General features: G+C 70.4%; 20 protein-coding genes. 10 read left to right on the top strand and 10 right to left on the bottom strand.

Features of this window, described 5'->3' with window-relative positions:
* Nucleotides 1-28: 28 nt before the first annotated feature.
* From FSW06_RS08870 to FSW06_RS08850, 5 genes are all read left to right on the top strand, one after another.
* On the top strand, nucleotides 29-1,261 hold the full coding sequence (locus FSW06_RS08870; RefSeq protein ID WP_010121447.1) for an acyl-CoA dehydrogenase family protein: 1,233 nt from the start codon (nucleotides 29-31) through the stop codon (nucleotides 1,259-1,261).
* Complete coding sequence (locus tag FSW06_RS08865) at nucleotides 1,258-1,662, top strand: acyl-CoA thioesterase (protein WP_010121445.1); 405 nt, start codon at nucleotides 1,258-1,260, stop codon at nucleotides 1,660-1,662. The genes FSW06_RS08870 and FSW06_RS08865 overlap by 4 nt, the downstream gene beginning before the upstream one ends.
* Before the next feature lie 9 nt (nucleotides 1,663-1,671).
* Nucleotides 1,672-2,586, top strand: a complete 915-nt coding sequence (locus FSW06_RS08860) for an aldo/keto reductase (protein ID WP_010121443.1) — start codon at nucleotides 1,672-1,674, stop codon at nucleotides 2,584-2,586.
* 96 nt (nucleotides 2,587-2,682) lie between these two features.
* The gene (locus tag FSW06_RS08855) at nucleotides 2,683-5,271 is read left to right on the top strand and encodes an acyltransferase family protein (RefSeq protein ID WP_139024534.1); all 2,589 of its coding nucleotides are present in this window, start codon (nucleotides 2,683-2,685) and stop codon (nucleotides 5,269-5,271) included.
* A gap of 40 nt (nucleotides 5,272-5,311) precedes the next feature.
* On the top strand, nucleotides 5,312-7,966 hold the full coding sequence (locus FSW06_RS08850; RefSeq protein WP_139024533.1) for an acyltransferase family protein: 2,655 nt from the start codon (nucleotides 5,312-5,314) through the stop codon (nucleotides 7,964-7,966).
* Nucleotides 7,967-8,268: 302 nt separating this feature from the next.
* On the opposite strand, the gene FSW06_RS08845 is transcribed toward FSW06_RS08850, so the two are convergent.
* The 3 genes from FSW06_RS08845 to FSW06_RS08835 form a co-directional block, all read right to left on the bottom strand.
* Nucleotides 8,269-8,565 (bottom strand): hypothetical protein, encoded by a 297-nt coding sequence (locus FSW06_RS08845; RefSeq protein ID WP_010121437.1) that lies wholly within the window; start codon nucleotides 8,563-8,565, stop codon nucleotides 8,269-8,271.
* A 77-nt stretch (nucleotides 8,566-8,642) separates the two neighbouring features.
* Nucleotides 8,643-9,380, bottom strand: coding sequence for a hypothetical protein (locus FSW06_RS08840; protein WP_010121435.1), 738 nt, complete (start codon nucleotides 9,378-9,380; stop codon nucleotides 8,643-8,645).
* On the bottom strand, nucleotides 9,373-10,053 hold the full coding sequence (locus tag FSW06_RS08835) for a class I SAM-dependent methyltransferase (protein WP_010121434.1): 681 nt from the start codon (nucleotides 10,051-10,053) through the stop codon (nucleotides 9,373-9,375). The genes FSW06_RS08840 and FSW06_RS08835 overlap by 8 nt, the downstream gene beginning before the upstream one ends.
* A 386-nt stretch (nucleotides 10,054-10,439) precedes the next feature.
* On the opposite strand from FSW06_RS08835, the gene FSW06_RS14740 reads away from it, so the two are divergent.
* Nucleotides 10,440-11,468, top strand: a complete 1,029-nt coding sequence (locus FSW06_RS14740; RefSeq protein WP_010121433.1) for a hypothetical protein — start codon at nucleotides 10,440-10,442, stop codon at nucleotides 11,466-11,468.
* A gap of 64 nt (nucleotides 11,469-11,532) precedes the next feature.
* On the opposite strand, the gene FSW06_RS08825 is transcribed toward FSW06_RS14740, so the two are convergent.
* Nucleotides 11,533-13,236: a glycerol-3-phosphate dehydrogenase/oxidase gene (locus FSW06_RS08825; protein WP_010121431.1), complete on the bottom strand. Its 1,704-nt coding sequence runs from the start codon at nucleotides 13,234-13,236 to the stop codon at nucleotides 11,533-11,535.
* An 85-nt stretch (nucleotides 13,237-13,321) separates the two neighbouring features.
* Entirely contained in the window at nucleotides 13,322-14,140 is an 819-nt protein-coding gene (locus tag FSW06_RS08820) for a polysaccharide deacetylase family protein (RefSeq protein ID WP_083827080.1), read from the bottom strand.
* 564 nt (nucleotides 14,141-14,704) lie between these two features.
* Between FSW06_RS08820 and FSW06_RS14530 the strand changes: the two genes are divergently transcribed.
* Nucleotides 14,705-15,094 (top strand): L,D-transpeptidase, encoded by a 390-nt coding sequence (locus FSW06_RS14530; RefSeq protein WP_158005224.1) that lies wholly within the window; start codon nucleotides 14,705-14,707, stop codon nucleotides 15,092-15,094.
* A gap of 55 nt (nucleotides 15,095-15,149) precedes the next feature.
* Here the strand turns inward: FSW06_RS14530 and FSW06_RS08810 are convergent, their stop codons facing one another.
* From FSW06_RS08810 to FSW06_RS08795, 4 genes are all read right to left on the bottom strand, one after another.
* Nucleotides 15,150-16,298: an alpha/beta hydrolase family protein gene (locus tag FSW06_RS08810; protein ID WP_010121425.1), complete on the bottom strand. Its 1,149-nt coding sequence runs from the start codon at nucleotides 16,296-16,298 to the stop codon at nucleotides 15,150-15,152.
* Nucleotides 16,299-16,349: 51 nt separating this feature from the next.
* A complete protein-coding gene (locus FSW06_RS08805) occupies nucleotides 16,350-17,177 on the bottom strand; it encodes a GDSL-type esterase/lipase family protein (protein ID WP_010121423.1) in 828 nt (275 codons plus the stop codon).
* A gap of 58 nt (nucleotides 17,178-17,235) precedes the next feature.
* Nucleotides 17,236-18,168: a polysaccharide deacetylase family protein gene (locus tag FSW06_RS08800; RefSeq protein WP_010121421.1), complete on the bottom strand. Its 933-nt coding sequence runs from the start codon at nucleotides 18,166-18,168 to the stop codon at nucleotides 17,236-17,238.
* Between the two features lie 150 nt (nucleotides 18,169-18,318).
* On the bottom strand, nucleotides 18,319-19,002 hold the full coding sequence (locus tag FSW06_RS08795; protein ID WP_040430502.1) for a TetR/AcrR family transcriptional regulator: 684 nt from the start codon (nucleotides 19,000-19,002) through the stop codon (nucleotides 18,319-18,321).
* A 97-nt stretch (nucleotides 19,003-19,099) separates the two neighbouring features.
* Here FSW06_RS08795 and FSW06_RS08790 point away from each other — a divergent pair, with 97 nt between their 5' ends.
* Nucleotides 19,100-20,779: an FAD-binding oxidoreductase gene (locus FSW06_RS08790; protein ID WP_010121419.1), complete on the top strand. Its 1,680-nt coding sequence runs from the start codon at nucleotides 19,100-19,102 to the stop codon at nucleotides 20,777-20,779.
* On the top strand, nucleotides 20,779-21,771 hold the full coding sequence (locus FSW06_RS08785; protein ID WP_010121418.1) for a diacylglycerol kinase: 993 nt from the start codon (nucleotides 20,779-20,781) through the stop codon (nucleotides 21,769-21,771). Before FSW06_RS08790 ends, FSW06_RS08785 begins: the two co-directional genes overlap by 1 nt.
* A 202-nt stretch (nucleotides 21,772-21,973) precedes the next feature.
* Here the strand turns inward: FSW06_RS08785 and FSW06_RS08780 are convergent, their stop codons facing one another.
* Complete coding sequence (locus tag FSW06_RS08780; protein ID WP_010121417.1) at nucleotides 21,974-22,231, bottom strand: hypothetical protein; 258 nt, start codon at nucleotides 22,229-22,231, stop codon at nucleotides 21,974-21,976.
* A gap of 50 nt (nucleotides 22,232-22,281) precedes the next feature.
* Between FSW06_RS08780 and FSW06_RS08775 the strand changes: the two genes are divergently transcribed.
* Nucleotides 22,282-23,061, top strand: a complete 780-nt coding sequence (locus tag FSW06_RS08775; protein WP_010121416.1) for an SDR family oxidoreductase — start codon at nucleotides 22,282-22,284, stop codon at nucleotides 23,059-23,061.
* The last annotated feature ends 249 nt before the right edge of the window (nucleotides 23,062-23,310 follow it).

The following is a 23,310-nucleotide window of genomic DNA, read 5'->3' as shown; positions in this document are numbered from 1 at the left end:
GGGTTCAATCAGGACTACTGTCAGTCAGATGAGTGACGGCAGACCTGACAGTTCCCACAGTTCCGGCAGCGACCCGGAGGTGGGCCCCGACGAGTTCGCCGGGATCCTCGCCCTGGTCCGGTCCTTCGTCCGGGACCACGTCGTCCCCCGCGAGGATGAGATCGCCGGGACCGACGCGATCCCCGCCGACATCCGCGACCGGGCGAAGGAGATGGGGCTGTTCGGCTACACCGTCCCGCAGGAATGGGGCGGCATCGGCCTGACCCTGCCGCAGGACGTGGAGCTGGCCATGGAGTTCGGCTACACCGCCCTGTCCTTCCGGTCGATGTTCGGCACCAACAACGGCATCGCCGGAAAAGTCCTGGTCAACTACGGAACCGAGGAACAGAAGGCCACCTGGCTGGAGCGGCTGGCCACCGGGGAGGTCGTCGCGTCCTTCTGCCTCACCGAGCCCGGCGCCGGGTCCGACCCGGGCGGCCTGACGACGAAGGCGGTCCGCGACGGTGACGGCTGGGTCATCACCGGCGCGAAACGCTTCATCACCAACGCACCGGACGCCGACCTGTTCATCACCTTCGCCCGCACCCGCCCCCGCGACGACCGGGGCGCGGGGATCGCCGTGTTCCTCGTCCCGGCGGACACACCCGGCGTGACGGTGGGCCCGAAGGACCGGAAGATGGGGCAGGCGGGAGCCGGCACCTCCGAGGTCTTCTTCGACGGCGTCCGCGTCCCGGAATCCGCCCTCGTCGGCGGGTCCGAGGACGTCGGGTACAAGGCCGCCATGACCTCCCTGGCGCGGGGCCGCATCCACATCGCCGCGTTGGCCGTCGGCACCGCCCAGCGCGCGCTCGACGAATCGGTGGCCTACGCGGCGACCGCCACCCAGGGTGGCACGGTCATCGGCGACTTCCAGCTGGTGCAGGCCATGCTCGCCGACCAGCAGACCGGGGTGATGGCCGGCCGCGCACTGGTCCGTCAGGCCGCCGAGGCCTACGAGAGCGGTGCGGACACCCGGATCGCACCCTCGGCCGCGAAACTGTTCTGCACCGAGATGGTCGGGGACGTCGCCGACAAGGCCGTCCAGATCCACGGTGGGACGGGCTACATGCGGGGTGTGCCCGTCGAGCGCATTTACCGGGATGTCCGGTTGCTGCGGTTGTATGAGGGCACCAGTGAGATCCAGCGGCTCATCGTCGGTGGGGGACTGGTCCGTGCCGAGAAGAAGAACCCCGGGAGCACCGGGACGAAAGGACAGCGATGAGCGGAAATGCCGTGTTCACCACCGAGATCGGCGTCCGGTGGTCCGACCAGGACCTCAACGGTCACGTCAACAACGCCCACGCCATCACCCTGATGGAGGAGGCGCGCGTCCGGGCGACCCTGGCGTGGACCGGGACCAGCCCCACCCCGCAGACCCCGCATGTGGTGCGCACCATCAACGCCGACTACGACCGCGAGCTGAGCTACGCCCCGGTCACCGCCCGGGTGTGGGTGTCCCGGCTGGGTCGGACGTCGTACACCGTGACCCACGAGCTCTACCAGGACGGGGAGCGTTGCGTCCACGGGGATGCGGTCATCGTGAACCTCGATCCGGAGACGCGGCGTCCCGCCCCGCTCACCGACGACGAGCGCGCGCTGCTCGTCGGGGAGGACGCCGGGTAGCGTGGGGGCATGACTGATATCCCCATCACCCTCGGCGGCAACACCTTCGGCTGGACCTCGGACCGGGAGGAGTCCTTCGCGGTGCTGGACGCCTTCACCACCGGCGGCGGAACGCTGGTGGACACGGCCGACATGTACTCCCAGTGGGGCGAGGGCCTGTCCGGCGGCGAATCCGAGACCGTCCTCGGCGAGTGGTTCGCCGCCGGCAACCGTGACAAGGTGAAGATCGCCACGAAGGTCGGCGCCATCCAGTCGGCCCCCGGTCTCGCCCGCGACGTCGTCGACCGCAACCTCGACGCCTCCCTGTCGCGTCTGCAGACCGACCGGATCGACCTGTACTACTACCACTACGACGACGAGTCCGTGCCGGTCGCCGACCAGGTGGAGACCGCGGTGGCGCTGGTGGAGTCCGGCCGGGTGGGGCGGATGGCGCTGTCCAACTACGCCCCGGAGCGGATGCGGGAGTTCTTCCGCCTCGCCGCCGACGGCCCCGCGGCGCCCGTCGCGGTCCAGCTGCAGTACAGCCTGCTCGCCCGCGCCGGCTACGAGAAGAACTACCGGCCGCTCGCCGAGGAGTACGGCGTGGCCGTCTACTCCTACTTCTCCCTGGCCTCCGGCCTGCTCACCGGCAAGTACCGCAGCCGGGACGACATCGCCGGTGCCGCCCGGGAAGCGCAGACCACCGGGTACTTCGGCGGGGACGCCGACCCGTTCGCCGTGGTCGATGCCGTGGTGACCGTCGCCGAGGCCCACGGGGTGGAGCCGGCGTCGGTCGCCCTGGCCTGGCTGCGCAGTCGTGGGGTGACCGCCCCGATCGCCTCGGCCCGGACCGTGGCACAGGTCGGCCCGTTGCTCGCCTCGGCGACGCTGGAGCTCACCGACCGGGAGATCGCCGAACTGGACCTCGCCTCCGCGGAGTTCTGAGCGGCCGCCGGGGGACGCCGTCGCGGGGGGACACGACGCGCGCACGACGGGGATGATGCGGCCCGCCGCCACCGTCCCCGGTACGGTGAACGCGTTATGCAAGGCCTTTCACTTTTAGCTTCCAGTGCGTCCACCCGTCTCGGCGGGGGACGCCGCGGTGGCTACCGGCCCGACATTGACGGGTTGCGTGGACTGGCGATCGCCCTGGTCGTCATCTTCCACGTGTTCGTCGGTCGGGTGTCGTCGGGCGTGGATGTGTTCCTGCTCGTCGGCGGGATCTTCTTCTTCGGCCCGCAGATCCGTAATGCGCTGAATCCGCACGGTCTGACGGTGGTGCAGGCGTTCCTGCGGATCTTCCGGCGGCTCTACCCCGCGCTCGTCACGGTCGTCACCGTGACCCTGCTGGCCTCCCTGGTGGTGTACTCCCGGGTGCGGTGGACGGCGACCGGGGAGGACGCCGCCGCCTCGCTGCTGTACGTGCAGAACCTGCACCTGGCGCAGGCGGGGCAGGACTATGCGGCGATCAACCGCGATGTGAGCCTGTTCCAGCACATCTGGTCGATGTCGGCGCAGCTGCAGATCTACGTCGGCTCGTTGCTGGTGATCGCGGTGCTGGCTGCGGTGGTGCGGTGGCGGTGGCCGTGGATGGCGCAGCGGCTGGGTGCGGGGGTGCTGCACTGGCTGCTGGTGGTGGCGACGGTGGCGAGCTTCGGCTACGCGGTGTATCTGCACGGTGCTGACCAGGGGTGGAACTATTATTCGCCGGTGAGCCGGTTCTGGGAGATCGGGTTGGGGGGTCTGTTCGGTCTGTGGTTGCTGCGGCGTCCGCTGGGTGGGGTGCTGGACAGGTTGCGGTGGCCGCTGGGTGTGGCCGGTGTGCTGCTGATCGTCGGGACGGGTGTGTTCCTGGAGGGGGCCGCGCAGTTCCCGGGACCCTGGACGCTGGTGCCGCTGGCCGGTGCTGCCCTGGTGATTGTGGCGGGTAATCCGGGTGCGGATCCGGAGGCGCCGTCGGAGCCGGTGGGTGTGACGCGGTTGTTGGGGACCCGTCCGTTCCAGGTGCTGGGCCGGATTTCGTACAGCCTGTACCTGTGGCACTGGCCGTTGCTGGTCCTCGTCACCTTCTGGTTCTCGACCTCGGCCGCCAACCGGTCCGCCGGGACCTCCGGCATCACGGCCACCCTCGGACCCCGCCGCGGTGCGGTGGTCGGTGTGGCGGTCATCGTCGTGTCCCTGGTGCTGGCGTGGTTGACCGAGCGGTTCATCGAGACCCCGCTGCGGCAGAAGACCAGGCCCGCCCGCTCCACCGTGCTCGCCCCGCGCTACATCCGCCGCGCGGTCACCGGACACGGCCGGGCCGTCCTTGCCGCGGTGGTGGCCGTCGTCGCCACCGTCGGCGTCCTGTCCTTCGCCCCGACCGTGAAGCACCGGGACGATACCCGGCTCGCCGCCCTCGATGCCGCGGGTGTGGACCCCCGCGAATACCCGGGACCGGCGGCGTTCCTCGACAACGCCGGCGTCCCCGGTGATCTGCCGGTCCTGCCCGATCCGGTGAACGAGGAGCACATGCTCCCCGCCACGCAGTCGGACGGCTGCTACGCCCGGTTCGAGGACACCGACCTGGTCACCACGCACGACTTCAACGACGGGGACGAACCGTGCGTCTACGGCGACGTGGACTCCGACCGGACGATGTACCTCGCCGGCGGCTCCCACTCCGAGCACTACCTCCCCGGCCTCGACCTGGTGGCGCAGCAGCAGCACATCAGACTTGTCCCGGTACTGAAGATGGGCTGCGTGCTGGGGATGCCGCTGCCGAAACTCGACGGGGAAGCCTACCCGGAGTGCCGTGACTGGGACCGGAAGGCCCAGCAGTTCATCTTCGACAACCCGCCGACCGACGGGGTGTTCATGACCGTCACCCGGCCGACGACAATCGCCGGCGACGGTCCGGACCAGACACCGGACGAGTACACGGCGATGGTCCGGAAATTCTCCGACGCCGGCATCCACACCTGGGGCGTGCGTGACACACCATGGAACATGGAGTCCGCGGGGGTCCAGGGCAACGGCCGGCTGTGCGTCGCCGACCGTGAGGACTCCGGCAGCGGCTCCGCCGACGGCGGCGACTGCGGCACCTCCGAACAGGACGCCCTGGCACCGGTGAACCCCGCGGCCGCCGCCCTCGCCGGACTCGATGTCAGCCTGCTCGACATGACCCCCGCCCTGTGCCGCGACGGCCGCTGCCCGGCCGTGGTCGGCAACATCCTGGTCTACCGGGACGGACAGCACTTCAGTGACCTGTTCGCCACCCTGCTGGCGCCGGAACTGACCCGGCAGATGTTCGACCCTGCGGCCGCGGCGCAGGCCCGGCGGCAGGCGGCGAAGGCGCCGACGAAGAACCCGGTGAAGGACCCGGCGCAGGACCCGGCGAAGGATCCGGCCCAGTCTCCGGCCGGCGCCCGGGGGTCCGGTCCGGCGCCGCAGGACGTGTACCGCGTACCGAAGGCTTCAGACACCGGGCAGAGCACCGGGCAGGGCACCTCGCCCGGATCCGCCGGCGGCGCCGCCGGCACCGGCTACGGGACCTACGACCCGTACGGTGGCTCCGGCGGCTACAGCGGTTACGGCGGGAGCTACGGCTGCTATGACCCGTACGGGGTATACGGCACGCTCTGCCCCTGAGTCGGTTTTCGACGATCCGGAACGGTAAGGTTGACCCGCTATGCAAGACGCTTCACATACCCCGCCCCGCACGTCCACCCGTCTCGGCGGGGGGCGCCGCGGTGGCTACCGGCCCGACATTGACGGGTTGCGTGGACTGGCGATCGCGCTGGTCGTGATCTTCCACGTGTTCGTCGGTCGGGTGTCGTCGGGCGTGGATGTGTTCCTGCTCGTCGGCGGGATCTTCTTTTTCGGCCCGCAGATCCGTAATGCGCTGAATCCGCACGGTCTGACGGTGGTGCAGGCGTTCCTGCGGATCTTCCGGCGGCTCTACCCGGCCCTGATCACGATCGTGACCGTGATCGTCATCGCGGCGACGGTCATCTATCCGCCGACCCGGTGGATCCAGACCGGGAAGGACGCCATGGCGTCCCTCCTCTACTACCAGAACATCCATCTGGCGCAGGCGGGGCAGGATTATGCGGCGATCAACCGGGATGTGAGTCTGTTCCAGCACATCTGGTCGATGTCGGCGCAGTTGCAGATCTATGTGGGTTCGTTGCTGGTGATCGCGGTGCTGGCTGCGGTGGTGCGGTGGCGGTGGCCGTGGATGGCGCAGCGGCTGGGTGCGGGTGTGCTGCACTGGCTGCTGGTGGCGGCGACGGTGGCGAGCTTCGGTTATGCGGTGTACCTGCACGGTGCTGACCAGGGGTGGAACTATTATTCGCCGGTGAGCCGGTTCTGGGAGATCGGGTTGGGGGGTCTGTTCGGTCTGTGGTTGCTGCGGCGTCCGCTGGGTGGGGTGCTGGATAAGCTGCGGTGGCCGTTGGGGGTGGCCGGTGTGCTGCTGATCGTCGGGACGGGTGTGTTCCTGGAAGGTGCGGCGCAGTTCCCGGGGCCGTGGACGTTGGTGCCGTTGGCCGGTGCGGCGCTGGTGATTGTGGCGGGTAATCCGGGTGCGGATCCGGAGGCTGCGTCGGAGCCGGTGGGTGTGACGCGGTTGTTGGGGACCCGTCCGTTCCAGGTGTTGGGCCGGATTTCGTACAGCCTGTACCTGTGGCACTGGCCGTTGCTGGTCCTCGCCACCTTCCGGCTCGCCCGCGTCGGACGGGGCAACGACGGCGGCCTCGCCGGCATCACCGCCAGCCTCGGCACCACCCGGGGTGCGGTGGTCGGTGTGGCGGTCATTGTCATCTCGCTGGTGCTGGCGTGGTTGACCGAGCGGTTCATCGAGACCCCGCTGCGGCAGAAGGCCAAGCCGCCGCGCTCCCGCGTCCTCACCGACCCCGGTTACCTGCGCGCCGCGATGCGTCCCCGGGAAGGCCGCCGCGCCGCCACGACCGGACGCCTCGTCGCCGCGGCCGTGATGGTCGTCGCCACCGTCGGCGTCATCGCTTTCGGGCCGTACGCCACCCACCGCAACGAACAGGACGCCCGCGCCCTGTCCGTCAGTGAACTGGACCCGTCGGAGTACCCGGGGCCGCGCGCCTTCCTGGAGGGTGCCCCGGTCCCCGACGGCGTCAACTTCCAGCCGCCGGCGGTGTGGGACGAGAAGACGATGAATCCCCAGTCCACCCTCGACGGCTGTGTCGCCCAGTTCGAGCAGGAGGACATCATCCACACCCACGACCTCGGGGCGTCCGACGAACCCTGCCGGTACGGCGACGTGGACTCCGACCGGACGATGTACCTCGCCGGCGGCTCCCACTCCGAGCACTACCTGCCGGCGCTGGACGCCATCGGCCGGCAGCGCGGCTTCGCCGTCGTGCCCGTGCTCAAGCTCGGCTGCGTGGTCGGCATGGACCTGCCGCACCTCGACGGGTCCGACTACCCGGAGTGCTCGGTGTGGCAGAAGCGTGCCGCACAGTACATCCTCGACAACCCGCCGACCGACGGGGTGTTCATGACCAGCACCCGGCCGACGACCATGATGGGTGACGGTCCCGACCAGTCTCCCGACGGCTACGTCGACCTGGTCCGACGACTGTCCAGGGCGGGCATCCACACCTGGGGGGTGCGCGACAACGCGTGGACCCAGGACAGCAACGGTGTGCTCTCGAACTCGCAGCTCTGCCTCGCCGACGGTGGCGACCCCGCGGACTGCGGCCCGTCGCAGTCGCAGCTGGCCCCGGTGAACCCGGCGCTCATGGCCTACCGTGGGCTCGACATCACCAACCTCGACCTGAGTCCGGCGTACTGCCGGGACGGGACCTGCCCGGCCGTGGTCGGCAATGTCCAGGTCTACCGGGACGGCAACCACTTCACCCCGACGTGGATGGAGCTCATGGCGCCGGAACTCGCCCGGCAGATGTACCTCGGTGGCAGGGCGGGCGCCACATCGTCGGCCGGCTCGGCCAGCTCGGCCGAGCAGGATTCCCGGGCGACCGGTCCGGCACCGCAGGACGTCCACCGCGTCCCGAAGCCGGGTGAGGAGCCGGAGAAGCCCGACGACGGTGACGCCCCCGCATCGGAGGCCCCCGACGGCGCCGACGCCGGTCAGGGCAGCCAGGGCAGCCAGGGCGGCCAGGGCACAGCCGGAACCGGCGGAGCCGGAGCCCCGCAGGCCCCCGCGGTGCCGCAGGGCCCGGTCGACAACAACGGTGACGGCTACGACGACTACACCGGAGCCCCGCTGTGGGGCGGCGGCTACGGCGGTGGTTACGGCTACGGCGGTGGTTACGGCTACGGCGGTGGTTACGGCGGCTACGGCTACTAGGGGTGTTCCCCGAGGAGGCCGCGCACATCGCCGTCGGTGTCGGTTTTCAGAACCCGGGGGTCGGTAGAATCCTGCGGATGCCGGGTTCGCGAACCGAGGTGCCGCCTGAGCGCAGGGAAATCCACCTGTCGATTCGTTCCGCGGGGCACCGCCGGAAGTGTTACCGGCTGAGCCGGGTAAGACTTTCCGCGACCTGGGGAAATGCCGGATTAGAGCGCTGCGGGGTGGTAACACTTCCGGCCGTGGCGGCCACGGCACCCCCCGGGCAGTGCACCTACGGGCAATGCACCCGGCGACTGCGTCTAGTGGCCCGTCGACGGCAGCAGGTACATCCAGGAGCCGGCCGTCGAACCGCCGGTCAGGGCGGAGCCGGCGATGCTGGTGAGGGAGCCGAGGATGTCGGTGTTGTTGTACCAGTTCTCCAGCGAGGTGACGACCGACTGCACCGGGTCAGTCCCTTCGTCGGCCTTGGTGCCGACCGAGGAACCGGGCAGGTCGGTGGCGGAGGCGACACCGGTCCCGGCGAGAGTCAGGCCGAGGACGGCGGTGCCGGCGACCAGGGCGCGGCGGGTACGGGAGGTTGCGCGGGAATTATGCATGGGGACAAGTATCGCGCCTGCTGTCCCGTTTGTCACCCGGCGTCGCTGCCGGCCCCGTCTCCGTTCCGGTCTCCGTGTCAGTCCCGGTCCTCCCCGGCATCGTCCTCGTCGTCCTCGTCGTCGCTGTCGCCATCGTCCCTGTCGTCCCGGTGGCCGTTGTTCTCCCAGTCGCTGGCGGCCATGAGATCCCGGACCGTCGCGAATTCGTCGAGTGCGAGCCGGTCGAGCAGCCCCGGCCCGCCGTTGTCCGGCCACACCTCGGCGCCGTTGACCGGCAGGAATCCGAGGGAGGCACCCTCCGGAAGGCAGAAGATGACGGTGTCGAGGGCGGTGAGATTGAGCAGGGCGTCCCCGAGGAGATCCTGGGGGAACAGGGTGACGAGGATGACCTCCCCGGGACCGTCGCCGGACTCCACGTCACTGCCGACCAGCGCCGGCAGTGAGGTGCGCAGCTCAGCCACCTCGCGGACGCTCTCCAGATAGGCCTGGGCGAGGTTCTGCCGCTTCAACCGGAGATTCGTGTCCTCGTCCTGGAGGGTGCGCACGTAGATCGGCACGCCGGGATGCACGAACGACCCGGGATCGGCGGCCAGGTTCTGGGCCGGTTCCTGCTCGACCGCCCATTCGGCGTAACTGCGCATCGCCGGCTCCTCCTCCCCGGAGAGGAACTGCAGGTCACGTGTGGCGGAGAACTTCGCCTCGGAGAGTTTCTGCGCGGATCCGGCGAGTGGGGCGTTGATGCCGTAGTAGGTCCACTGCGGGTCGCTGGCCGGGTTGTGGCGGAAGACGACGCGCGCGATTCCGGTGTCAGTCATGGTGCACCTCCTGTGTACCGGGGTCGGGGGAGAGGACGGCGACGAGGAAACCGTCGGACGCCGTGAACGGCCGCAGATCCCACGAGCTGTACGTCTGGTCGGCGGTGAGGCCGGCGGCCGCGGCGTCCGCGAGGAAGGACTCCGCACTGCGGCCACGGTTCAGGCCGAAGCCGACGACGAGCCGGCCGTCCGGGGCGAGCCGTGAGGCGAGGACGCCGAGGGCGGTGCGGTGGGCGGCGTCCGGGATGAAGGCGAGGACGTTGCCGGCGGAGACGATGACGTCGAACGGTCCGGCGGGGACGCCGAGGTCACCGCTGTCGACGGCGAGGTCACCGACGTGCCAGTCGACGGGGACGTCGGCGTACCGCTCCCGGGCGTATCCGACGAGGGCGGGGTCGATGTCGACGGCGGTGACCTGGTGGCCGCGGGCGGCGAGCCAGGCTGCGATGCGGCCGGTGCCGGCACCGGCGTCGAGAATCCGGGCGGAGCGGGGGGCGAGAGCGTCGACGAGGCGGGCCTCGCCGACGATGTCCCGGCCCTCTGCCTCGAGGTTCTCCCACCGTGCGATGTAGTTCCGGGAGTGTTCGGGTCCGGCTCCCGTCACAGCCGGCCAGGTGGTGGTCCGGGATCCGGTGGGGCTGGACCCCGGACGGGGGAGGGAAGACAGGTCCATGGCGTCCAGTATGCCCGCAGGGGCGGCAGCGGGCCCACCGTACGCCTAAGCTGAGAGCTGACGGGAAGATTTCCCCTCGCGGCGGACGGAAGGAGCCACACCATGTCCACCACCAACGGCACGCAGAACACCGGTAACAGGGCAGGGCTGATCGTCGTGGGCGGAGTGCTGGTGGTCGTCGCGGCGGCCACGGCACTGGTCCTGCTCCTCTGAAGTCCGCGGCACCCGGGGGCTGTGACCGGGGATGACGGGGGAGAAGGCCGGGGATCTGCGGGGAGGGCAGCGGGGTTAACGCAGATCACCTGGTGGGGGCACTGTGGAGGGGGACGCACCTCCGCTACTCTTTTGTTGTGACGTAGAACACGACGGAGAAACGGAGCCCCGTGATGAGCGAACCTGACCAGAACAACCCGGACGACAACGGACGATGGTCGCAACCGCAGGGCGGTGGCGGCGATCCCCAGTACGGGCCCGGGAACGGGTCTCCGTACGGAGCCCCGAACGGACCCCAGTACGGGGCCCAGTACAGCCCCGGGAATGAGTCGGCGAACCCCTACGGTGCAGGTCAGCAGGGGGCACCGGGCCAGCAGCAACCGCAGTTCGGGCAGCAGCCGGGGCAGCAGCCTTACGGCCAACCCCAGCCCGGCCAGCAGCCGTACGGCGCACCCGCCTACGGCCAGAACCAGTACGGTCAGCCCGGTGGCCCCGGTGGCCCCGGTGGCCCCGGTGGCCCGGGTGGTCCTGGTGGTCCCGGGAAGTCCGGCGGCAGCGGGAAGGCGATCGCACTCATCGCCGGGGTGGCGGTGGTCATCATCGTCATTGCCGGCATCCTCGTCGCCGTGCTGCGCAACGGCGGTGACGATGACAAGGACACGACCGCACGGGACAACAACTCGGGCAGCCGTCTCAGCGACAGTGCGCCGTCGACCAGCAGCTATGACGATTACGGGTACGGCAGCGGCTCGAGCTCCTCGGGCAGCGACGCAGCCGGTGACCAGAGTCTCGACTCGCAGTGGAAGAACCTGGTCCCCGCCTCCCTCAATGACTTTCTCGGCGACTGCACCCTGACATCGTTCAAGGTCAACTACGTCGACGACACGAGTGGACCGGACTCCGTCGACGGATCGACCTGCTCGATGTGGGAGGGCGACGAGACCGAGCACCAGGTCGACATCCTCACCAGCAACAGCCGGGTCGACTACCTCAACAGTGTGCTCGCAGGTGAGGAGTCCGGGGCGACCGGCAAGGTGTTCACCCACAAGGGACCGGTGACCGTCGGGGCGTCCGACGTCGAGAGCTACGGCGATCAGACGCTGTTCTACATCGACTCGGACAGCGGCCTGTCCGTCGAGATCATGGGCTTCGCGGACGCCGACGACGCCCGCACGGCCGCCGGCGACCTGAAACTCATGTAGCCGCCGGTGCTCCCGGCCTGCCTGGCCTGCCGCCGGGACAGATGCGCTGCCGCGGGCCGGTGGATCAGGCCGGCAGTCCGGCCGCGCGCAGCACCTCGCGGGCGGTCTCCTCACACGCCGCCCGGTCGGTCTCGACCAGCCCGATCCGGGACCGCCGGTCCAGCAGGTCGTCCACCGTCACCGCCCCCTCGCGGGTCACGTGCCAGCTGAACTCGGCTCGGACCGTGTCGACCGGGCGTCGTCCGCCCCCGTCGCCGACGAACCCCACCGGATCCAGCGGCCGGTCGACGATGCAGTCCGCCACGACCTGCGGCGCCTCCCACCCGAACCGGTCGATGAGGGAGGTCGGCAGGCCGATCAGCTCCGTGGCCTGCATGTCCCGGCACGGTCCGGAGTCGGGTGCACCGACCAACGGCAGCCGGTCGGTGACGCACGGCCCCGGTGCCTCCCCGTCCTCACGCAGCAGCCCGGCGACCACGTCGACGGTCTGCTCGGCCATCAGCCGGTATTCGGTGAGCTTCCCGCCGGTGACGGTGACCAGCCGGGCGTCCTGCCCGGTGCCGGTGAGGATGACGTGTTCGCGGGACAGGTCGGCGGTGGATCCGCCGGCCCCGGCGTCCCCGGCGAACTCCACGAGCGGACGCAGCCCCGCATAGGCCCCGATCACGTCACCGGTGGTGAGGTCGGTGTGCAGCGCCTGGTTGACCACGCCGAGGATCCAGTCGACGTCCGCGTCCGGGACCTCGGGCACGTCGGGGATGTCGTCGGAGTCCGGTTCCTCGTCGGTGATGCCGACGTAGCAGCGGCCAAGCTGCTCGGGGAGGATGAAACAGAACCGGTTGGTGTGACCGGGCACCGGCACGGTCAGGGCGCCGTCGGGGTCGCCGACCACCGCGGCGTCCACGACCAGATGTGTGCCGCGGGAGGGCCGCACCGTGACCTGCGGATCGAGGTCCCCGGCCCACACCCCGGTCGCGTTGACCACCGCACCGGCGGTGACCGTGAACGGCGAACCGGTCCCCAGGCCGTCCTGCAGGACGACACGGTCCCCGTGGGCCTCGACCGCGCGGGTGTGGGTCAGGACGCGGGCGCCGTAGCCCGCGGCGGTGCGGGCGAGGTCGGTGACCAGACGTGCATCGTCGATGAGCTGGCCGTCATAGTTGACGTAGCCGAACCGGAGGTCGTCGGTCTCGACCGCGGGGCACAGCCGCCGCACGGTCTTCGGCGACACGGTGCGGGACCAGGGCAGCGTGGTGGAGGAGGTGCCGGCGGCGACGCGCAGCAGGTCACCGGCGAAGAACCCCAGCCGGGGCAGGATCCGGTTGGCCAGGCTGTAGCGGTCCTGCACCGGGACGACCTGCGGTACCGCGTGGACCAGGTGCGGGGCGGAGGTCTCCATGAGGATTCCGCGTTCCTTCGCGGAGCGTCGCGCGATGCCGACGTCGCCGGTCGCGAGGTAGCGCAGGCCGCCGTGGGCGAGCTTCGAGGACCAGCGGGAGGTGCCGAAGGCGAGGTCGTGGGCGTCGACGAGCAGGACGTCGAGGCCGCGGGTGGTGGCGTCGAGCGCGACCCCGGTGCCGGTCACCCCGGCGCCGATGACGACGAGGTCGACATGCTCCGGGGCGCCCCGGTCGGACGCCGCGGTAAGTGCGTCGAGGTCGATCCGACGGCGGTCGGCGGAGAGGTGTGATCCGCCGGTGTCGAAGGCGACGGTGTGGGGGGCGGCAGCTGTCCGGCCTGTCTGGCGGAAGGGGAGGTGGAGCGGCATGGCTCCTGAGTCTATGCGGTCGGGGCGCTCCCGGCGGCGGTTCCGGGAGGGGGTGAGGGGGTGATCCACCGTGGGGGCGGGGAGGTCAGCGCGGCGTCGTCAGCCGGTAGCCGGCTGCCCGGATTCCCTCGATGATGCGGGGGAGTGCGGCGACGGTCTGGGCGCGGTCGGTGCCGCCGGCGTCGTGCATCAGCACGATCTTCCCGGGGCCGACCTGGGACAGGACGTTGTTGACGATGGTGTCCACCCCGGGCTTCGTCCAGTCCCGGCTGTCGACGGCCCAGCCCAGTGCCCGCATCTTCAGTCCGGCCAGGGCAGTGGGGACCTGACCGTTGAACACCCCTTCCGGCGCCCGGTAGTAGGTGGGCTGCGGGGCGCCGTACTGGCGGGCGAAGGCATCGTTCGCCTTGTTGATCTCCGCGGTGATGCCGGCGGCGTTCCCCCGGTTGATCGACGGGAGGTGGGAGTACGAGTGGTTGCACAGTAGATGACCGCGGGCGAGCACCTGCCGGCCGATGTCCGGCTCCTCGTCGGTCTGCCTGCCGGTCATGCAGAAGGTGGCCTTGACGTTGTAGCGGTCGAGGATGTCGAGGATGGCGGGGGTGTCCTTCCCCGGGCCGTCGTCGAAGGTGAGGTGCATCTCGGTGTCGTCACCGGTGTAGCCGATGACGGTGCTGTAGTCCCAGTCCGGCGGTGCGGGGAGGGGCTCGGGTGCCGGGACCGGTGCGGAGGTGGTCGCGGGTGCTTCGGCATCAGCGGCGTTCACGTCGTTTCCGGCGTCCGCGCCGTTCCGGTACTCCCCGGCGTACACGAGGGCGCCGCCGCCGACTGCTGCCGCGGCGACGGCGGCGATCGTGAATCTTGTCGCCCTCCGGATTCCTCTCCGGTTCCCGGGCCCTCTCATCCGAGGACCTGCCGCGGCTCATTCCGGAAAGTCCCGCAAGGGGGTGTCGCGGAAAGGACGGCAGTGGTACTCACGGTGGTGCGCTTTCTGATGGCCGGGCAGGTGCGTTGTCCGAGAATAATGCCGTGGGAAACGGGGTGACAGTCAGCGGCCAATAGTGAAGCACTTCCCCCTCCGGGCAGGGGTTGCGCCGACGGTCAACGGTGCCGGGGCTTTCCCGGGTGGCGCAGGGTGCGTACGGTCGTGCGCACAATGTATTTCTGATACATGCCGGAATGGCGGCTGTTATATTTTGCGGCCGGTCTGATGTCCACGGAGAGAATGCAGGAGTTGGCGATGATACGGCGAACGGTACGGAAATCCCGGGGTCAGGCGGCCCGCCTCGGCGGTCTGGGGGTGGCCCTGGGTGCCGCGTTGTTCACGGCCGCGTGCGGTGGATCGGGGGAACAGACGGAGAGCGGCGACCCGACCGGTTCGCCGGGCGCGGCGACCGGCGCGCCGGGCCCGGTCGGGGCCGTCGTGGCCGAAGGCACACACGGCACAGACGGTGCAGACGATACACACGTGCCGGCACCGCCGGAACCCCCGGTCTTCGATCCCGCCACCACGCCGTGCCCGGCGGAGGCCGCCGTGTGCGTCGACATCGACGGCCGACGCAGCTGGCTGCAGCAGGACGGGGCGGTGACCCTCGGGCCGGTGCCGATCAGTTCCGGACGCCCCGGCGAGGACACGCCCCGCGGGACCTTCCACACGGTGCGCAAGGTGAAGGACGAGGTCAGCTACGTGTTCGACGGGGACGCCATGCCGAACTCGGTGTACTTCACGGGCAACGGCCACGCCCTGCACGGTGGTGACGTCAATGAGGAGTCCCACGGGTGCGTCCACCTTCCCGAGGATGTCGCCGCCCACTACTTCGACACCCTCGGTATCGGCGAGACCGTCGTCGTGTACTGACCGGCCTGAGCCGGCCTGGAACGGCTCAGTGCCGCCCGGTGCTGCCCGGTACCGCTCAGTGGTGCCGGAGACCTTCGGCGAGGTCGACCGTCGCGCCGTCGAGCCTGTCGCGCAGGGTCTCCCGCGGGTGGGTCGTCACCTTGTGGATGACGTCGAGGATCTGCTCGAAGTGGGGGGAACTCTCCTGCAGGAAGGAGACATGGTCCTCACCCTCCATGAGCACCAGTTTGGCGTGGCCGCCGGCCCGGGTGACGGCGTCCACGTAGTGCTCGGAGTTGTCCTTCGGCACGAGGTTGTCGTTGAGCCCGTGCATCGCGACGACCGGGACCTTCCGGCTGATGTTCTGGATCGGGTCGACGTTGTTGTACTTGTCCGGAACCTCCTCCGGGGTGCCCCGCATGGCGGTGACGATGTTGTGGTCGCCGTTCTCGGCGGCCCAGACGAGGTCCAGCGGACCGGCGAGGGAGACCACCCGGGACGGGGTGAACTTCGGGTTCGCCCCGATCTGGTGCTCGTCGAGGTCACCGCGGGTGCCGGCCCAGGCGGCGAGCTGGGCGCCGGCACTGTGCCCGACGACGGTCTCGTCGTCCGTGGTGATCTCCGGGTGACGCTGGTCGAGGGCGGGGACGTAGTCGAGGGCGTCCGCGACATCGGAGAAGGTCTCCGGGTAGCCGCCCCCGTTACTGATGTCGCGGTACTCGACGTTGAGGACGGCCATGCCCCGTTCCGCGAGTTTCTGGACGATCGGCCGGACGTTGGACGCCCCGCCGTGCCAGGCGCCACCGTGGATGAAGATCACCAGGGGCACGGTATCGACATCGTGGTGGCCCTCCGGGAGGTAGAAGTCCGCCCAGTTCTGCGTCGGGTCCGCCACCCCGTTCCGGACCGGGTAGTGGATCCGCTCGACGAACCGGTCGCCGAGGTTCTCACCGGGGACGCTCGACTGGATGTCGATGGCCTGGACGATCTCCCCGTTACCCTGGTTACCACCGGCGAGGATGCCTTCGGAGGCGTCATTGGTGCTGTTCACGCTGGTGTCGGCCGCGGAGCTGTCGTCGTCGTTGTCGCTGCAGGCCACGAGCACCGATGAGGCGAGCACGGCACCCGCCAGCGTGGATCCCAGGCGACGCAGCGGGCGACGGAGCGGGTGGCGTCGGGTGCGGGGGCGGGTCGTCTGTGCAGTCGTCGGAGTGGTCGGGGCCATGTCTCGGTCCTCCTGGTCGTGGGTGCTGTGGTCGGGAGCCAAGTGCCGGTCCTAGAACGGCAGGGCGGTGATCCGCGGCTCCAGCTGGTCCGCCATGAAGCGGTTGCCGGCCTGTGTCGGGTGCCAGTCGAAGAGGTGGTCGGCGCCGCCGTCACTGAAACCGGTGACGAACCGCTGCCCGACCGGGCTGCAGGTCGAGTTGCCCTGCGCTTTCGCCGCTCCGCGGACATCGACGAACTCGCTGCCGGTGGAACCGGCCGCCAATGCCATTGTGTCGCTGATATAGGCCTCGGTCGAGTCGAGGCCGGGGTCCGACTGCGCCGGGCCGGCCGTGCCCTGCGGGCAGTACGTCGGTCCGTCGGTAGCCGGCAGGTAGCTGGAGAAGATGATGCGGGTCACCGGTGCGGCGGCGCGGATCTTCGCCACCGCGGCGCCGACGTTGCCCAGTACCGTGGCCCGACGTGCGTCGAGGTCGGGGACCGGGTTGCCCCGCACGGCGTCCTGATGGCTGAAGTCGTTGCCGCCCACGGAGATGAAGACCGAGGAGGTCGTGGGGGACAGTGCTCCGGCGGCGGCTGCGGCGTCGATACGGTCCAGCATGGACCCGGAGGTGGCGCCGCTGCAGCTCCAGTCGTCGACACGGGAACCGGTGTCCGCGGCAGCGAGCCGCGGCCAGTTCTGGTCGGACTGTCCGCAGTCCCCGGTCCGGTCGGCGGAGGCCGGGGACGAGTAGTACGAGTCCCCGAAGACGACGGCATCGCCGACCGGGGTGGCGGCACCGGCGTTCCCGGCGGTGGCCACGGACGCGGCGATGCCGAGTGCCGCGGTGGAGAGCGCGGTGGCGAGAGTGGTGACGCGGGTGGGGCTGTGGAGGTTCATGGCGTTCCTTGGGATTCAGGGGAGGACGCGGAGGGTGTGTGAGTGGTGGACCATCGGATCAGGGCAGCTGGACGAACCGCACGGTGCTGAGGTCGGTGGCCTCGAGCGCGGTGCGGAGCCCGGCTGCTGTCCCGCCGCCGGGCTGGTTGGTGTGGCCGATGCAGATCGCCCCGTCAGGGGCGGTCGCGAACTGCTGTGCGACCTGGTCGGGGGTGAAGGTGGCGCCGGCATCGAGGTTGGTCGTGAAACCGGCGATCCGGACGCCGAGGTAGGACGCCGCCGTGAGGGCGACATCGTCGTAGAAGGCGGTGCCGCACCGGAACCAGCCCGGATCGGTGGCCAGTTCGGTGCGCATGAGATCGCGGTTCCCGGTCACCTCCGCGTACACGTCGTGGACGTCGGTGGTGCCGGGGATGTCGTAGGCGGACCGGCCGGTGACGCTCAACGGACAGTGCCGGGTGCCGTGGTTCTCCACCCGGAACAGCGGGTCGGCGGCGAGGTCGTGGGCCATCTCCGGGTTGGCGGTGATCCACCGCGAGTTGAGGAAGAGCGTGGCCGGCACGGCCTTCTCGCGGAGCAGGTCGAGCAGGGCGTGGTCGACGTCGGACCCGCCGGGACCGCCGCAGGCGTCGAAGGTGAGGGCGAGGGTGCGGACCCCCGGGACCGTGCCCACGGTGGCGGTGATCCCGGGGATGTCCGTGCCCCACTGGTTGGGGACGGCACCCTCGAGAGCGTTGATCCGGTCCATCGGGTCCGGCGGATAGGCGGGGGCGGTGTCCGGGAGCTGGTCGGACGCCGCGGCCGTGTCAGGTGTCCCGGTCGGACCGGTGGTGCCGGGGGTTGTGCCGTCGGCGGAGGACCCGGAGGTCCTGCTGCAGGCGGTCGTGGCGGTCGTGGCGGCGAGGACGGCGACCCCTGCGGTGGCGGTGAAGAACCGGCGGCGGGAGAGCGGCCTCCGGAGGCGTCCGCGGACCGGAGGGACGGGGGTCATGACTGCTCCTTGCCGCCGACGAAATGGGGATATCGTCCCGACAATAGGCCCAGGGCAGCAGGGATTTTATTAGTGAAATGGAGTCTCCCCGGAGCGGGGGAGCATGGTGGCGGCGCTGTCAGCCCCGCCACCGGCGCGGCGCCGCTGCCGTCACATCCGCTGCAGCCAGTGCTGCAGCAGGTTGAGCTCCGGGCCGGCGAGATCCACGTCCTCCTCGGCGAGGGCGAGGAGCAGCTCCCGGGCCGCCGTGGTGACCCGTGGGGACTCCGCCCGGTGGTCACTCCCGGTGACCGTGTCGAGGGTGGCGTCCAGGATCTCCCGGGACAGGACGGCATCGACCTCCCCGTAGACGATGAAACGCAGGGCGGCGCCGATGCAGGTGCACATGATGTGCGCCGCGGCGAGCTCCGGGGAGACGACGAGGATGCCCTCCTGCCCGGCCTTCCGGCACTGTCCCAGGGTGTACTCCTCCGGCTCACGACGGCCCGCATTGATCGACCCCGGCTGGAGCTGTCCGTACATCAGCAGGTACAGCCCCGGATTCTCCATCGCGAACTCGATGTGCCGGTCCCACCCGCGCTGCATGTCGGTGAGGAAGTTCCCCGAGGTCTGGACTTGCCGCTTGGCCGCCATGAAGCGTTGGAAACCGATCTTCTCGACCTCGTCGAGCAGCCCCCGTTTACTGCCGAAATAGTGGTACAGCGTCGGCAGCTGGACCCCCGCCGCGCTACAGACCGCCCGCAGCGGCATGTCCTCGCCGGGGTGTTCGGAGACATAGGTCACGGCGGCGTCGAGGATGCGACCTCGGGCAGGTGGGGACTGGGACTGCGGCACACTGACGACACTAGCCGCGACCCGGCCGGGAGAACCAATGGAGCCGATCGTGTGAACCGGCCTCCCGGCGTCCGGTACCCCGGTATCCTGACTCACCATGAGTACCGAGACGAGCACCGACCGGGGTGTGCCGCTGCCGCCGATGAAGTTCAATCTGTGGGGGACGGTCGACGAGGCGAAGCCGCTGGGGGAATCGACCCGGAAGATGCTGTCGAGCCTCATGGGTGTCGTCGACGACGGTGCGGTCCCGGCGAAGGACGTGCCCGTCGACCGGCTCCACCTCACCGCCCCGCGGCTGCCGGAGGAGGACCTGGCGGCCTTCCGCCGTATCGTCGGCGACGGCCACGTCACCACCGCCGACGCCCAGCGCGCCCCCCGGTCCCGCGGTAAATCCTCCCTTGACCTGCTGGAATGGCGGTCCGGGGCGGAGGGTTCCGAGATCACCGCGCCGGACGCCGTCCTCGCCCCCGCCACCGACGACGAGGTCCTGCAGATCCTGCAGCACTGCACCACCCGCGACATCGCCGTCGTCCCGTTCGGCGGCGGCACCTCCGTCGTCGGCGGCCTCACCCCCTACACCGCGGACGCCGGCCACACCTTCCGCGGCGTGGTCAGTCTCGACCTCGTCCGCTTCGACGAGGTCACCGACGTCGACCCGGTCTCCGGACTCGCCACCCTAGGGGCCGGACTGTCCGGCCCCGCCGCCGAACTCGCACTCGCCGCACACGGACTGCAGATCGGCCACTACCCCCAGTCGTTCCCCTATGCCACGATCGGCGGCTACGCGGTGACCCGCTCCTCCGGCCAGGACTCGGCCGGCTACGGCCGCTTCGACGACATGGTGCGCGAACTGACCCTGGTGACCCCGGGCGGCGTCCTGCAGGCCGGTCAGGCGGCCCCGGCCTCCGCCGCCGGCCCCGACCTCCGCGAACTCGTCATGGGTTCGGAAGGCGCCTTCGGTGTGGTCACCCGGGTCCGGCTGCGGGTCCACCCCGTGCCGGAGACGAAACGCTACGAGGCCTTCACCTTCCCCGACTTCGCCACCGGCGCCGCCGCCCTGCGCGCCGTCGTCCAGACCGGCACCGGACCGACCGTCATCCGGCTGTCCGACGAGATCGAGTCCTCGATCAACCTCTCCTCCGGCGACAAGGCCGGCGAATCCACCGCCCCGCCCGGCTGCCTGTGCATCACCGTCTTCGAGGGCACCGCCGAGCACACCGCCGCCCGCCACCGGGAGACCCGCGACCTCATCCTCTCCCTCGGCGGGAAGAGCCGCGGCGAGGCACCCGCCCGCGCCTGGGAACAGGGCCGCTTCAACGCCCCCGTCCTCCGCGACTCGCTGCTGGACGCCGGCGCGCTGTGCGAGACCCTCGAGACCGCCACCGACTGGGCGAATGTGCCGCGACTGAAGAAGGCGGTGGGGGAGGCCCTGGCGGCGTCCCTCAACGAGTCGGGCACGATGGCGCTGATCATGTGCCACATCTCCCACGTGTACCCGGAGGGCTGCTCACTGTACTTCACGGTCGTCGCCGCCCAGCAGGGCGACCCGGTCGCCCAGTGGCGGGCGGCGAAGACGGCCGTGACCACCGCACTGACCACCCACGGCGGAACCGTCACCCACCACCACGCCGTCGGCCACGACCACCGGCCGTTCATGGCCGCCGAGATCGGGGAGCTGGGCGTGGCGGTGCTGCAGGCCGTGAAGGCCCGGCTCGACCCCGCCGGCATCATGAACCCGGGCACACTGGTGGCCGCCGACCGGGGAGGGGCGTCCTGATGGCTGAGAAGACAGCGGCGGCGACAGCCGCGGTAGAGAACAGCACCTACGAGGTCGGCACCGTCGACCTGCAGCGCGTCGCCCTGCTCACCAACCCGCACGCCGGGAAGGGACGCGCCGGGCTCGCCGCCGAAATCGCCCGCGACCGCTTCGCCGACCACGGCATCGACGTGCTCACCATCCAGGGCGCCGACCCCGACGGCGCCCGGGAACTGGCCGGCCAGATGGTCGCCGACCCGGAGGTGGACGCCCTGGTGGTGTGCGGCGGCGACGGACTGATCAACCTCGCCCTGCAGGAACAGGCCGGGTCGGGCGTCCCGCTCGGCATCATCCCCGCGGGCACCGGCAACGACCACGCCCGCGAATACGGCATCCCCACCCACGCGCGCCGGGCGGCCGACGTCATCGCCCGCGGTTTCTACACCACCACCGACCTGGGCATCATGCGTAACGACGCCGGTGACGAGCACTGGTTCGGCACCATCGCCTGCGCCGGTTTCGACTCGCTGGTCAGCGACCGGACGAACCGGATCGTCTGGCCGAAGGGGCAGATGCGCTACAACATCTCCATCGTCGCCGAATTCCTCAACTTCCACTCCATCCCCACCCGGCTCGTCCTTGATCCGGGGACGCCGGAGGAGCGGGTGCTGGAGGAGAACATGACGCTGGTGGCGATGGGCAACACGAAGAGCTACGGCGGCGGCATGCTCATCTGTCCGGACGCCGACCACCACGACGGGATCCTCGACATCACCGTCCTGGAGCGGATGAACCGGGCGCGGGCCGCGTTCAAGTTCATCAAGATCTTCGACGGCAGCTTCGTCGAGGAGACGGGTGTGAACACCTACCGGGCGAAGAAGGTGCGCATCGAGATGACCGACCGCGGCGGGCAGCACATCAACGGCTACGCCGACGGGGACTGCTTCGCACCGCTGCCGATGGAGGTCGAGCTGGTGCCGGGTGCGGGACGCTACCTCGTGCCGCGGCCGTAGGTCGACGACACCCGCGGGTGTGCGTCCACCGGTTGGTTTCCGGGGCGCGGACCAACCGGTCGTGACGCACCTGGCGGGAGACTGCCGGGTGACCGCCGGAGGGTGGTTCGGAGGGGGTTCCGCCACCCTCAGGCGGTCAACCCGGCCTGTCGGTAGCGCTCAGTGCCCGGTCAGTGCCCGGTCAGTGCCCGGTCAGTGCCGGTCAGTGCCCGGCCGGGACGCCGGCGGCCCGCTTGGCCGCCTCGATGCCGTTGGTGCGGGTCAGGACGACGGGGGCGGTCGGGGCGGCGTCCTGCGCGGGAGCATGGGCGCCCTTCTTCTTCGACCCGCCCCCGGTGACCCGCCGGATGACCTTCCCCGCCAGCACCGGCCGCTCGATCTGCGCCCGGGTCAGCGCGACGTTCTTCCGCCGGGTGGTGCGGGCCCTCAGGTCCGCCAGGGTGCTCTCGAAGCTGCTCATGGTCCCTGATCCTAGCGGGCGGACAGGGCCGGTTCGGTACGATCGCCCACATGACTGCTGCAGAAAACATCACCGACAACACCACTGGCCGCACCCGCCTCGCCGTCGTCACCGGCGCCTCCGCCGGCATCGGCGAAGCCACCGCCACCGCTCTCGCCGTCGACGGCTGGGATGTCGTCCTCGCCGCGCGTCGTCCGGAGAAGCTCGCCGAGGTCGCCGACCGCATCGCCGCCGCCGCGCCGGACGCCACCACCCACGTCGTGCCCGTCGACGTCACCGACCGGGGGTCGGTGGACGCCCTCGCCACCGCCGTCCACGACCTCGGCGGTGCTGACCTGCTGGTCAACAATGCCGGCGGTGCCCGTGGCATGGACTCGGTGCTCGACGGCGACATCGACGACTGGCGGTGGATGTACGAGGCGAACGTGCTCGGCACCCTCCAGGTCACCCAGGCCCTGTTCGGCGAGCTCACCCGGACCCCCGCCCCGCAGGTCATCAACATCGTCTCCGTCGCCGGCCGCTGGGGCTACCGCGGCGGCGCCGGCTACAACGCCGCGAAGTACGGCGAGACCGCCCTGAGCGAGGTCATGCGCATCGAGTTCGCCGACGCCGGCGTGCGCGTCTGCCAGATCGACCCGGGCCGGGTGAAGACCGACTTCAGCCTCAACCGCCTGCGGGACGCCGCGAAGGCCGACGCGGTCTACGCCGACAAGCTGAACCTGTCGGCCGGGGACATCGCCGAGACGGTGCGCTGGGTCGCGGACCGGCCGGCGCACATGGACGTCGACACGGTGATGATCCGGCCGACCGACCAGAACGTGAAGGCGTAGCGGGCGCGGGCGTCCCCGCGCAGCACTGACGGGCACTGACGGGCCGGGTTGACCGCCTGAGGGTGGCGGAACAGCCTCCGGACCACCGTCCGGCGGTCAACCGGCGGTCTCCCGCCAGGTGCGTCACGACCGGTTGGTCCGGGCCCCGGAAACCAACCGGTCGACGCACACCTGTGACGTCTCCCGGGAGACATGCCCGGCCCACCGGTGAGCCGAGCGGACGCGGGAGACGACAGAAGGTGGGGGACG

This window comes from Corynebacterium nuruki S6-4, assembly GCF_007970465.1.
GTDB lineage: Bacteria > Actinomycetota > Actinomycetes > Mycobacteriales > Mycobacteriaceae > Corynebacterium > Corynebacterium nuruki.
The sequence above is the reverse complement of the archived record's forward strand: the minus strand, read 5'-3'. Positions and strand labels throughout refer to the sequence as shown.

Coding starts and splice junctions, on each gene's coding strand:
- FSW06_RS08870 (WP_010121447.1), top strand. CDS start 29: ATGAGTGACGGCAGACCTGACAGTTCCCACAGTTCCGGCAGCGACCCG.
- FSW06_RS08865 (WP_010121445.1), top strand. CDS start 1,258: ATGAGCGGAAATGCCGTGTTCACCACCGAGATCGGCGTCCGGTGGTCC.
- FSW06_RS08860 (WP_010121443.1), top strand. CDS start 1,672: ATGACTGATATCCCCATCACCCTCGGCGGCAACACCTTCGGCTGGACC.
- FSW06_RS08855 (WP_139024534.1), top strand. CDS start 2,683: ATGCAAGGCCTTTCACTTTTAGCTTCCAGTGCGTCCACCCGTCTCGGC.
- FSW06_RS08850 (WP_139024533.1), top strand. CDS start 5,312: ATGCAAGACGCTTCACATACCCCGCCCCGCACGTCCACCCGTCTCGGC.
- FSW06_RS08845 (WP_010121437.1), bottom strand. CDS start 8,565: ATGCATAATTCCCGCGCAACCTCCCGTACCCGCCGCGCCCTGGTCGCC.
- FSW06_RS08840 (WP_010121435.1), bottom strand. CDS start 9,380: ATGACTGACACCGGAATCGCGCGCGTCGTCTTCCGCCACAACCCGGCC.
- FSW06_RS08835 (WP_010121434.1), bottom strand. CDS start 10,053: ATGGACCTGTCTTCCCTCCCCCGTCCGGGGTCCAGCCCCACCGGATCC.
- FSW06_RS14740 (WP_010121433.1), top strand. CDS start 10,440: ATGAGCGAACCTGACCAGAACAACCCGGACGACAACGGACGATGGTCG.
- FSW06_RS08825 (WP_010121431.1), bottom strand. CDS start 13,236: ATGCCGCTCCACCTCCCCTTCCGCCAGACAGGCCGGACAGCTGCCGCC.
- FSW06_RS08820 (WP_083827080.1), bottom strand. CDS start 14,140: ATGAGAGGGCCCGGGAACCGGAGAGGAATCCGGAGGGCGACAAGATTC.
- FSW06_RS08810 (WP_010121425.1), bottom strand. CDS start 16,298: ATGGCCCCGACCACTCCGACGACTGCACAGACGACCCGCCCCCGCACC.
- FSW06_RS08805 (WP_010121423.1), bottom strand. CDS start 17,177: ATGAACCTCCACAGCCCCACCCGCGTCACCACTCTCGCCACCGCGCTC.
- FSW06_RS08800 (WP_010121421.1), bottom strand. CDS start 18,168: ATGACCCCCGTCCCTCCGGTCCGCGGACGCCTCCGGAGGCCGCTCTCC.
- FSW06_RS08790 (WP_010121419.1), top strand. CDS start 19,100: ATGAGTACCGAGACGAGCACCGACCGGGGTGTGCCGCTGCCGCCGATG.
- FSW06_RS08785 (WP_010121418.1), top strand. CDS start 20,779: ATGGCTGAGAAGACAGCGGCGGCGACAGCCGCGGTAGAGAACAGCACC.
- FSW06_RS08780 (WP_010121417.1), bottom strand. CDS start 22,231: ATGAGCAGCTTCGAGAGCACCCTGGCGGACCTGAGGGCCCGCACCACC.
- FSW06_RS08775 (WP_010121416.1), top strand. CDS start 22,282: ATGACTGCTGCAGAAAACATCACCGACAACACCACTGGCCGCACCCGC.